The following is an 11,108-nucleotide window of genomic DNA, read 5'->3' on the forward strand; positions in this document are numbered from 1 at the left end:
CTGAGGGCCAGGAAGGGAAAAATCATGGCGAAAGCGGACAACGCCGAACTCGTCTTCGTGCCGCTCGGCGGTGTTGGCGAGATCGGCATGAACTTCGCCCTCTACGGCTACGGCCCGCCGAGCGCGCGCGAGTGGATCGTCATCGATGTCGGCGTCACCTTTCCCGACGCGGCGCATCCGGGCGTCGACCTGATCCTGCCCGACACGCGCTTCATCGAGGAGAACCTCGCCAATCTGCGCGGCATCATCATCACCCACGCGCATGAGGACCATTACGGCGCGCTGCTCGACACCTGGCCGAAGCTGAAGGCGCCGGTCTGGATGACGCCGTTCAGCGCCGGGCTGCTGGAAGCCAAGCGGCAGGGCGAGCAGGGCGCGCCGAAGATCCCGCTGACGATCTACCGGGCGGGCGAAAAGTTCACTGTCGGTCCCTTCGAGATCGAAGCCATTCCGGTGGCGCACTCGATTCCCGAACCCATGTCGCTGGCGATCACGTCGCCTGCAGGCACCGTCATCCATACCGGCGACTGGAAGATCGATCCGGAACCGACGATTGGACCCAAGACCGACGAGGCGCGGTTCCGCGCCTATGGCGACAAGGGCGTGCTGGCGCTGATCTGCGATTCGACCAATGCGCTGCGTGAAGGCGAGTCGCCTTCGGAAGTGGCGGTGGGCGAGGGCCTGAAAGGCGTCATCCAGGCCGCCAAGGGCCGCGTCGCCGTCACCACCTTCTCCTCCAATGTCGGACGTATCGTCTCGATCGCCAGGGCAGCGCGCGATGCTGGCCGCCAGTGCCTGGTGCTCGGCCGCTCGCTGAAGCGCGTCATCGATGTGGCTGACGAGCTTGGTTATATGGACGGGCTGCCGGAGTTCATCGCCGAGGAGGATTTCGGCTTCATCCCGCGCGAGAACCTCGTCATCATCTGCACCGGCAGCCAGGGCGAGCCGCTGGCGGCGCTGGCGAAACTGTCGCGCGAGGAGATGAAATCGGTGTCGCTGACGGCGGGCGACACGGTGGTGTTTTCCTCGCGCACCATTCCCGGCAACGAGAAGGCGATCCTCGAAATCAAGAACCGCCTGATCGATCTCGGCATCAAGATCATCGAGGACGGCGACGCACTGGTACACGTCTCCGGCCACCCGCGACGCAGTGAACTGCGCAAGATGTACGAATGGGTGCGTCCGCAGATCGGCGTTCCCGTGCATGGCGAGGCCGCGCATCTGGTGGCGCAGGGTTCGCTGATGTCGACCTCTGGCATCGGCCAGGTGGCGCAGGTGCGCGACGGCGACATGCTGCGGCTCGCGCCAGGTCCCGCCACCATCATCGACCAGGTGCCGTTCGGCCGCGTCTACAAGGACGGCAATCTGATCGGCAGCGATCAGGCGATGGGTATTCGCGACCGGCGCAAATTGTCCTTTGCCGGTCATGTCGCGGTCAATGTCGTGCTCGACGAGAAGTACGAGCTGGCCGGCGATCCCGATCTGGTGGCAATCGGCGTCGCCGAGGCCGATGCCCGAGGCGAGACGCTCGAGGACCTGATGATAGATGCGGCCGTCGGCGCGGTCGAGTCGATCCCCCGTCAGCGCCGCAAGGACCTCGACCTCGTGCAGGAGGCGGTGCGCCGCGCGGTGCGCGGCGCGGCCAACGAAGCCTGGGGCAAGAAACCGCTGGTGACGGTTTTCGTCACCCGCTGAAGGCGGCGGCTGGTCAGACGTTCAGCTGATAGCTGCCGGAATCCAGCGAAAGGACCCGCCTGTCTGCCCGACATGGCCCAGGCCCGGAAACGGCATGTGATGGCCGGCGACGAGCAGGCGCCGCTCCGCAGCCATGCTCAGCAGCCGCTTGCGGGTTTCGACCGCCTTTTCCTTGTCGTCGTCGAAATCCGCATGCCACTCCGGACGCTGGATGGACACGACATAGTGCAGGAAAGCGTCCGACCAGATCAGCAATTGCTGTCCGCTGCTTTCGACCAGGAATGCCAAGAGCCCGGGAGAGTGACCGGCCGCGTCGATGGCAGTGATGCCCGGCACCACTTCGTCTCCAGGCGCGATGAATGTCGCGTGGTCGGCCAGGCCGGTGCAAATCCGCCTGAACAGATCACGATTGGCCAACCTTGCCGAGCGCACCGCATTTCCTTCGGTCCAAAAGGCGAACTCGGCCGCGCCGAATACGTATCGCGCTCGGCTGAAGACAGGTTGGCCATTCCTGACCAGCCCGCCAATGTGGTCCGGGTGCCCGTGCGTGATGACCACCACGTCGATGTCATCGGGGCCGAGCCCAAGGGTTTGCAGGCAGTCCGGGAGTGAACCGCCGTCATCTCCGCAGCCTGTGTCGAACAGGATCTTTTCGGAACCGGTGTCGATCAGCGTCGGGATGAAGCAATGCTCGTAGCGATCCTGGTCGATGAAGTTCGAGGCCGCGAGTTCGAGCACCGCCGCCGGCGGCTGTCCGGCCGCGAAGGCCGATGCAAGCTCGTCTCTGATGTCGACGGCATCGAGCAAGGCGGCAACTTTGAACGACCCGAGATCGAAGGTAAAAACACGGGGGCGGGCAGAGCTGATTCCAGACATTGCCGTTTGTACTTCGCCGATATCGGTTGGAACAGGTGCGACAGTGCGCGCTTCCCGAATGGCTGTTGATCGCGGCTGATTTAACGTATGACGCCAGTCATTGGATCTGGGAGAAAGAAGCTCGGACATGCTCGGACGGCTGAACCATGTCGCGCTTGCGGTGCCGGATCTGGCTGCCGCCATTGCAGCTTACCGCAACACGCTCGGCGCCGAACTGACCGAGCCGCAGGCTTTGTCGGAGCATGGTGTCACCGTGGTGTTCGTCAATGTCGGCAACACCAAGATCGAATTGCTGGAGCCGCTTGGCGAGGGCTCGCCGATCGCGGCATTCCTGGCAAAGAACCCGTCAGGCGGCATGCATCATCTCTGCTACGAGGTCGACGACATCCTGGCGGCGCGCGACCAGCTCAAGGCCGCCGGCGCCCGCGTGCTTGGCGACGGCAATCCCAAGATCGGTGCGCATGGCAAGCCGGTGTTGTTCCTGCATCCGAAGGATTTCTTCGGTACGCTAATCGAACTGGAGCAATCATGAGCTGGGTCTCGTTCACCGCCCTGTTTTTCGCGACCTGGTGGGTGGTGCTGTTTGCCGTTCTGCCGTTCAGCGTCAAGACGCAGGACGATGATCACGACGTGACGCTGGGCACGGTTCCGAGCGCGCCGCGCGGGCCGCATATGTTGCGTGCCGTGATCCGCACCACCATCGCGACGGCGATCCTGATGGGCATTTTCTACGGTCTGACGCACGGGCTGGGATACAGCCTCAACGACATCCCGCACATCGTGCCGGATTTCGGCCAGACCCCAGCGAAGTAGAGAGCCGGCAAGTCCTTTCGACCACATCGAGCATCGGATGCTGATTGGGATGCTGCCGCGTTTTCGCCGCCGAACGTCTGGTGACGTAAGGTCACGCAACCTTGCAACTTGCGGCGCTAACCAGATGATTGCACAAAAAAAATGCAAGGCACGAGGCCTTGCAATTAAACGCGTCCGATCTGTTTCCGTTATCCGGCGGCAGCGAGTAACCGCGCCTAGATCGCATCCTCCCAAGACTTTGACCGCGTAGGAGGGCAGATTTTTCTCCGCCCTCTCGGTTATCGGGGCACATTAGCCCAACGGAAATGAAAATGTCACGAAGAATTTTGCCTTGAAACGGGCATTCTCGTGTTGCACTGCACAATAGTGCGGCAGGCTTTGCTTTTGAAACGAACAGGCGAGTTCGACAGAGCCTTTGCGGCATGTTCGCAATTGACGCGCGCAAAGAATTGGCGGCTCGACCCGAAGACGTTCGGCGCGTTCCATTGTCGGCGCCGACTGATCCGGAAGCGAGGGATTCCGGGCCGGAAGGGGGTGATGTATAGGGATGGCCGGGTTTCCATTCCGTCATGAAATCGCTATGAAGCCGGGGCAAGCAAGCCTGCGCCGCGCCGATTCTGGCGTGGCCATTCTCATTCACGGACCAGTCCATGCGTTTGTCGCGCTATTTCCTGCCTATCCTCAAAGAAAATCCGCGCGAGGCCGAAATCGTCTCGCATCGGTTGATGCTACGCGCCGGCATGATCCGCCAGCAGGGGCAGGGCAGTTTTTCCTGGCTGCCGCTGGGCAAGCGGGTGCTGGACAAGGTCTGCAAGATCATCCGCGAGGAGCAGAACCGCGCCGGCGCGCTGGAGATTCTCATGCCGACCATCCAGTCGGCCGATCTGTGGCGCGAGAGCGGGCGCTACAACGACTATGGCAAGGAGATGCTGCGCATCAAGGACCGCCAGGACCGCGACATGCTCTACGGACCGACCAACGAGGAGATGGTCACCGAGATTTTTCGCGCTTACGTCAAGTCCTACAAGGACCTGCCGCTCAACCTCTACCATATCCAGTGGAAGTTCCGTGACGAGGTGCGGCCGCGCTTCGGCGTGATGCGTTCGCGCGAATTCCTGATGAAGGACGCCTATTCCTTCGATCTCGACTTCGAGGGCGCGCGAGCCGCCTATAACAGGATGTTCGTCTCCTATCTCCGGACCTTCACCCGCATGGGCCTGCAGGCAATCCCGATGCGGGCCGACACCGGACCGATCGGCGGCGATCTCAGCCACGAATTCATCATCCTGGCCGACACAGGCGAGAGCCAGGTCTTCTGCCATCGCGATTATCTGTCGCTTGCCGTGCCCGGCGCGAACACCGACTTCGCCAATGACGGCGAAATTGCCGATATCGTCAAGACGTGGACGACGCCTTACGCCGCGACCGACGAGATGCATGACGAGGCGGCCTGGGAGAAGGTTCCGACAGGCGACCGGGTCTCGGCGCGCGGCATCGAGGTCGGCCATATCTTCCACTTCGGCGAGAAATACTCCAAGCCGATGGGCGCCAAGGTGACCGGGCCCGACGGCAAGGATCATTTCGCCTCGGGCGGCTCCTACGGCATCGGCCCGTCGCGGCTGGTCGCGGCGATCATCGAGGCCAGCCACGACGAGAATGGCATCATCTGGCCCGAAGCGGTGGCGCCGTTCGATATCGGCCTGATCAACATGAAGGCGGGCGACGCCGACTGCGATCGCGTCTGCGACGAACTCAATGCCGCCTTCACCGCCGCCGGCAAGGATGTGCTTTACGACGATACCGACCAGCGGCCGGGCGGCAAATTCGCCACTGCCGACCTGATCGGCCTGCCCTGGCAAGTGATCGTCGGGCCGCGCGGCGTGGCCGCCGGCGAGATCGAGATCAAGAACCGCAAGAGCGGCGAGCGCGTGACGCTGCCGATCGCCGACGCGAAAAAACGCTTCGGTGTCGCCGCATGAGCGAGGCGGCGGCAGCGAGATCGGCCGGCGCCGGCCCTTTTTCCATCTTCGAACGCACGGTTGCGTGGCGCTATTTGCGTTCGCGGCGCAAGGAGACGGTGATCTCGGTGATCGCCTCGATCTCCTTCCTCGGCATCATGCTGGGCGTTGCCACGCTGATCGTGGTGATGGCCGTGATGAACGGGTTCCGCGCCGAGCTTTTGACGCGCATTCTCGGCGTCAATGGCCATCTGATCGTGCAACCGCTCGATTCGCCGCTCGAGGACTATGCCCAGGTCGCCAGCCGCATCAACGGTGTGGCCGGGGTCAAATACGCCATTCCGCTGATCGATGGCCAGGTGCTGGCGCAAGGCAATGTCGGCGGCGGCAGCGGCGCGCTGGTTCGCGGCATCCGGGGTGAAGACCTCGGCAAGATCGCCATCGTTGCCAGCAACATCAAACAAGGCTCGCTCGACGGCTTCGATACGGGCGACGGTGTCGCCATCGGCAAGCGGATGGCCGAGAATCTTGGCCTGACGCTCGGCGATACCATCACCTTGATCTCGCCGGACGGCGATGTGACGCCGCTCGGCACCACGCCGCGCATGAAGGGTTACAAGATCGCGGCGATCTTCGAAGTCGGCATGTCGGAGTATGACAGCTCCATCGTCTACATGCCGTTCTCCGAGGCGCAGCTCTATTTCAACATGGACGGCCGGGCGCAGACCATCGAGATCTATGTCGACAATCCCGATGATGTCGACGCGCTGAAGCCGAAGGTGGAGGAGGCGGCACAACGCCCCATCGACCTGGTCGACTGGCGCCAGCGCAACGAGACCTTCTTTTCTGCCCTGCAGGTCGAGCGCAACGTGATGTTCATGATCCTGACGCTGATCGTGCTGGTGGCGGCGCTCAACATCATTTCCGGACTGATCATGCTGGTGAAGGACAAGGGGCATGATATCGCCATCCTGCGCACCATGGGCGCCTCGCGCGGCGCCATCCTGCGTATCTTCCTGATGACGGGTGCGGCGATCGGCGTGACGGGCACGCTCGCCGGCGTGCTGCTCGGCGTCTTGATCTGCACCAACATCGAATCGATCCGCCAGTTCTTCTCCTGGATGACCGGCAAGGTGCTGTTCAATCCGGAGCTGTATTTCCTCAGCCAGTTGCCGGCCAAGATGGATCCACGCGAGACGACCTATGTCATCATCATGGCGCTGGCGCTGTCCTTCCTGGCAACGGTGTTTCCAGCGTGGCGGGCGGCCCGCCTCGATCCGGTCGAAGCCTTGAGGTACGAGTAGTGGCCGAGGTCATTATCGAGCTGAAGAGCGTCGAGCGGCACTACGTCCAGGGGCCGCGCAAGCTCACCATCCTGAACGGCGCCGACTTCTCGCTGCGGCGCGGTGAGATGGTGGCGCTGGTAGCCCCTTCGGGCTCCGGCAAGTCGACGCTGCTGCACACGGCGGGGCTGCTGGAGCGTCCTGACGCCGGAGACGTGATCCTGTCCGGACGCGCCTGTGGCCGGCTGTCCGATGACGAGCGCACCTCGATCCGCCGCAACGATGTCGGCTTCGTCTACCAGTTCCATCATCTGTTGCCGGAGTTTTCCGCGCTGGAAAACATCATGATGCCGCAGCTGATCAAGGGGCTGCCGCGCAAGGAAGCGGGCGAGCGCGCGGCGCAACTGCTCGACTACATGCAGATCGGCAAGCGGGCGTCGCACCGGCCATCCGAGCTGTCCGGCGGCGAGCAGCAGCGCGTCGCCATTGCACGCGCGGTCGCCAATGCGCCGCTGGTGCTGCTCGCCGACGAGCCGACCGGCAACCTCGACCCGGTCACCGCCTCCTATGTGTTCGAGGCGCTGGAGGCGCTGGTGCGGCAATCGGGGCTCGCCGCGCTGATCGCCACCCACAATCATGAACTGGCATCGCGCATGGACCGGCGTGTCACGCTGGCCGACGGCAAGGTGGTGCCGCTGTAAGGAACGGTTCTCACCCGGCATGTACCGCGCGGGGGTAGCTTAGAATCGCCAGTGAGCGTTCATTGCGATCAGAGTGGACGATATCGCGCTCGTCGCCAGGATGAACAACCAGATTACAAGGTTGCGAGAGAGGCGTCGCCGGCGGCCTTGTCGCATGCGCTTTCGCCAACGGTCACCTTGATTCGCGCCTCCGTACTTCCCCATATCCATCGCCCGGCAGTGCCCCAGCCCAAGAATTATTGCTTCGGCCACGCTTTAATACAAGCGCGCGCTAATCCTGATCTCCAGGACTGGAAGCCTACGCCGCCGCGCTTTCAGCATCGTCTCGTGGCGAACGATTAACCTTTCGCTAACCGTGCAAAATTCCCCGCCTATCGCTCTATCCCCTAGCGATTGACATTGGAACAAAATTAGAACAAATTGGAAACATATCCACAACAGGAGAGAGTTATGACCGATCTGGTTCAGGATGTCATCTCGCTGGTTTGCATGAGTGCGTTTCTTGTTTCCATGGCGATCTGGATCGGAGCCATGTGAGTTGGCGGCGTCTGCCATCGCTGTTTCCCGATGGCCCTAAGCCGCTCCGCCGTTAAGCTTTTCTTGCCGCCGCGACGTTAGGGTGCGTCTCCAGGCAGGGAGCAGCGTCCAGGTGTCGCCCATCGTCACGGCCATTCTCGTGGCCAGCAATCTCGGACTGATCTTTCTCTTGATGACCGTGCCGCTTGGTTTGCGCACGGTCCGGTCCAGCCGCATTGTGGCAATGGACCGGCAGCGCCTGTGGCAGGCGCTGTGGCCGCTTGGCAGCGATGCCGGCTGGTCCGGCGAGATCCTGTCGGCGCAGCCGCTGGACGAAGAGGGCGTGGCTCGCATCATGCTGTCGTGGGAAGGCCGCGACGGCAAGCCGATAGAGCGCAGGGCGCGGTTTGAAGATGTCGTCGAGGGCAGCCGCTTCTCGATGCGGGTGATCGAGGATACCGCGCTCGATGGCTCGTTCTGGAAGGATTATGGCGAGACCGCCGAGCTGGTTTCGGAGGGCAGCGGCACACGCGTGACGCTCAGCCGGACCGACCGGTATCGCGGCGTCGCCTTCCTGGTGTTCCGCTACTTCGCCATGCGCCGCGAGCTTTCCAAGCTGCAGCGCTGGGCAAGGACCGGGCAGTACCGCAAGGGCGGCTGGTTCGAGCATCCGCTGAGCCAGGTCGGCTTTGCCGTGCTATCGGCATTGCTCCTGTGGCCGTTCTTCGGCCTCCACCTCGGCGGGCTGGCGCTGGCCGCGATCCTGACGTCGGTGGTGGCATTGCACGAACTCGGCCACATGGCGGCGTTCCGGCTGGCGGGCCATCGCAGGGCGCGGATGATCTTCATCCCGCTGCTTGGCGGCATCGCCATTGGCGGACGACCCTACAACAGTCGTTTCGAAGTGGCCTTCGTGGCCTTGATGGGGGCGGGGTTCTCCGCCTTCCTGGTGCCGATCGTCATCGCCGCCAGCGTGCTTGCCGGCAACGAGGGTCACAAGGCTGCCGCCGCGCTGCTGGCCGCCCTTGCAGGCTGCGCTGCCCTGTTCAACATCGCCAATCTGGTGCCGGTGTGGAAATTCGACGGCGGCCAGGTGCTGCGCCAGATCTGCCCAGGGCCGGTGGTCCTGGCGCTGGCGTCCTTCTCGCTGCTTTCGGCCTTTCTGGCGCTTGGCTGGCGGGCTGGTTTTTCCTCGGGCTTCCTGCTGGCGGCCGGTGCGGTGTTTTCGATCCTCAGCCTGCTCACCGTCGGCAGCGGGGTGAAGCCGCGTCACGAACTGGAGCCGATCGGCACCCTCGACCGGTTCGTCATCGCAGGCGCCTTGCTGGCGGTGTTCGCCATCCATGGCTGCGGCGTGCTATGGGCTTCCGCCCAACTGATCTAAGGGTGCTCGGAACCCACAGTTTTCGACACGGCCTGACCTGAATCTCAATACACCTTATGCAGTTCCCAGGCCGACAGTGTCAGCCGGCCTTGCGCGAAGCTTCGGCGGGCAAGGCCGTCGCGGGACCGAACACGTCCTCGAAAGCGGATTTCAGTGCCAGGTCGAGATCGGCCATGGTCAGGGGCAGGCCGAGATCGACGAGGCTGGTGACGCCGTGGTCCTGCACGCCGCAAGGAACAATGCCGCCGAAATGGGCGAGGTCCGGCTCGACATTGATGGCGATGCCGTGAAAGCTCACCCAGCGACGCAGCCGGATGCCGATCGCCGCGATCTTGTCCTCGGCTGGCGAGCCGTCAGGCAAAGCAGGGCGCTCCGGCCGCACCACCCAGACACCGACACGGTCCTCGCGGCGCTCGCCGCGCACGTTGAAGGTGGCGAGTGTGCCGATGATCCATTGTTCGAGCGCGGCGACGAAGGCGCGCACGTCCTCGCGCCGGCGCTTCAGGTCGAGCATGACATAGGCAACCCGCTGGCCGGGCCCATGATAGGTGTATTCGCCGCCGCGTCCGGCCGCGAAGACCGGAAAGCGGTCCGGCTCGATCAGGTCCTCGGTGCGGGCGCTGGTGCCGGCGGTGTAGAGTGGTGGATGTTCGACCAGCCAGACCATCTCGCCGGCAGCTCCGCTGCGGATCGCCTCGGCGCGCGCCTCCATGAAGGCAAGCGCGTCGGGATAGGCGGTAAGGCCGGGCTCGACCAGCCATTCGACCGGCGCCGAACCGGGCAAGGGCAGGAATGACGTGGCGATCTGGCTGCGTTCAGTCATGACGTATCGCTTTGCTTATAAATGTCGTGGTCCCAAAACCGCCTTGCGATTTTGGGCGACATGCCTTGGCCTCCATATGGCGATATTGGGCGCAAACGTCCAGTTCGCGACGCTCATTGCAATCCTGTGGAACGTTATGCCAATTGCCCGACATTATTGCTCGCCACGCACTTGTTTCGCCGGAAACGATTTGCTACACGCCGCGAGCCGGTCGGTTCCGGCTCCTACCACGTGCGGTCGTGGCGGAATTGGTAGACGCGCAGCGTTGAGGTCGCTGTGGGGCAACCCGTGGAAGTTCGAGTCTTCTCGACCGCACCAGTATTTCCTGAGGCAAGCCTTCGGACGTCTTGAAATGACCTCCTGCAATCTGGCGATCATCAGATCCTGAGTATGGCGCCGGCCTGCTATAAGGGCCGGATCTCGGTTCCACTCGGCAGATCAAAGGTCACGACGAGGCCGCTTGGCTGGTTGTCGTGCAACTCGATCTTGCCGCCGTGCCCCTGGATGATATCCGCTACGATGGAAAGGCCGAGCCCGAAGCCGTGCTTCGAGGCAACGCCGCGTGACATGTCCTCCTTGAAGAACGGTTCGAACACGCGCGAGCGCGCTGTCATGGAAATGCCCGGCCCATCGGGAGGCAGTAGGAGCACCGATGCCTGGACTATTTCAGGTGAAAATGGCTGCATGCATGAAGTGATCTTAAGTTTTGTTGCGCAATCTTGGCTTGATCTTGGCTCCGTGCGCGCCTCTGGAACGGCAAAGCGTCAGACTCGGGAGTGTTTGATAGTCCCGCTCGTCAGGACGTTGGGCCGGCCTGACCGCTGCCGAGAGGGATTTTTTGTCGGCCAACTAAAGTTCACCAGCGGCTGGCCGCTTCCTCAGCTGAGCTGCTAAACAAGGCTGTCGCTGTTTTGTTATTGCTCTCAGCTCGCTTGACAAAGCGATCCAGACCACGGCACGAATCGCTTCGTGGGTTTTGGCAAAGGGGAGATACCATGAAGAAGACTTATGTGAAGCCGATGTTCGTAAGGCGCGAAAAGCTGTCCGCCGTGACGGCGA

The 11,108-nt window shown here is 62.9% G+C and carries 9 protein-coding genes, 1 tRNA gene and 1 pseudogene; 8 read left to right on the forward strand and 3 right to left on the reverse strand.

Going from position 1 to position 11,108, the window contains the following annotated elements; translation table 11 throughout:
- Positions 1-24: 24 nt before the first annotated feature.
- Positions 25-1,695, forward strand: coding sequence for a ribonuclease J (locus tag EN861_RS26640; RefSeq protein ID WP_135866590.1), 1,671 nt, complete (start codon positions 25-27; stop codon positions 1,693-1,695).
- 21 nt (positions 1,696-1,716) lie between these two features.
- Here EN861_RS26640 and EN861_RS26645 read toward each other — a convergent pair whose 3' ends face one another.
- Entirely contained in the window at positions 1,717-2,571 is an 855-nt protein-coding gene (locus EN861_RS26645; protein WP_245512117.1) for an MBL fold metallo-hydrolase, read from the reverse strand.
- 127 nt (positions 2,572-2,698) lie between these two features.
- Here EN861_RS26645 and mce point away from each other — a divergent pair, with 127 nt between their 5' ends.
- From mce to EN861_RS26680, 6 genes are all read left to right on the forward strand, one after another.
- Complete coding sequence (mce, locus tag EN861_RS26650; RefSeq protein WP_127276488.1) at positions 2,699-3,103, forward strand: methylmalonyl-CoA epimerase; 405 nt, start codon at positions 2,699-2,701, stop codon at positions 3,101-3,103.
- Entirely contained in the window at positions 3,100-3,384 is a 285-nt protein-coding gene (locus EN861_RS26655) for a DUF1467 family protein (protein WP_127276486.1), read from the forward strand. Before mce ends, EN861_RS26655 begins: the two co-directional genes overlap by 4 nt.
- A 650-nt stretch (positions 3,385-4,034) precedes the next feature.
- A complete protein-coding gene (proS, locus tag EN861_RS26660) occupies positions 4,035-5,363 on the forward strand; it encodes a proline--tRNA ligase (protein WP_127871575.1) in 1,329 nt (442 codons plus the stop codon).
- On the forward strand, positions 5,360-6,646 hold the full coding sequence (locus tag EN861_RS26665) for a lipoprotein-releasing ABC transporter permease subunit (protein ID WP_127871574.1): 1,287 nt from the start codon (positions 5,360-5,362) through the stop codon (positions 6,644-6,646). Before proS ends, EN861_RS26665 begins: the two co-directional genes overlap by 4 nt.
- Positions 6,646-7,326, forward strand: a complete 681-nt coding sequence (locus EN861_RS26670; RefSeq protein ID WP_127279562.1) for an ABC transporter ATP-binding protein — start codon at positions 6,646-6,648, stop codon at positions 7,324-7,326. Before EN861_RS26665 ends, EN861_RS26670 begins: the two co-directional genes overlap by 1 nt.
- Before the next feature lie 649 nt (positions 7,327-7,975).
- Positions 7,976-9,226, forward strand: a complete 1,251-nt coding sequence (locus EN861_RS26680) for a site-2 protease family protein (RefSeq protein WP_127279564.1) — start codon at positions 7,976-7,978, stop codon at positions 9,224-9,226.
- A 79-nt stretch (positions 9,227-9,305) separates the two neighbouring features.
- On the opposite strand, the gene lipB is transcribed toward EN861_RS26680, so the two are convergent.
- Entirely contained in the window at positions 9,306-10,049 is a 744-nt protein-coding gene (gene lipB, locus EN861_RS26685; RefSeq protein WP_135866592.1) for a lipoyl(octanoyl) transferase LipB, read from the reverse strand.
- Between the two features lie 233 nt (positions 10,050-10,282).
- Here lipB and EN861_RS26690 point away from each other — a divergent pair.
- Positions 10,283-10,367, forward strand: a tRNA-Leu gene (locus EN861_RS26690).
- Positions 10,368-10,453: 86 nt separating this feature from the next.
- On the opposite strand, the pseudogene EN861_RS26695 reads toward EN861_RS26690, so the two are convergent.
- Positions 10,454-10,681: pseudogene (locus EN861_RS26695) on the reverse strand (ATP-binding protein); the annotation flags it as partial.
- Between the last annotated feature and the right edge of the window lie 427 nt (positions 10,682-11,108).

Origin of the sequence: Mesorhizobium sp. M8A.F.Ca.ET.218.01.1.1 (genome assembly GCF_004791165.1) — a bacterium.
Taxonomy (GTDB): Bacteria; Pseudomonadota; Alphaproteobacteria; order Rhizobiales; family Rhizobiaceae; genus Mesorhizobium.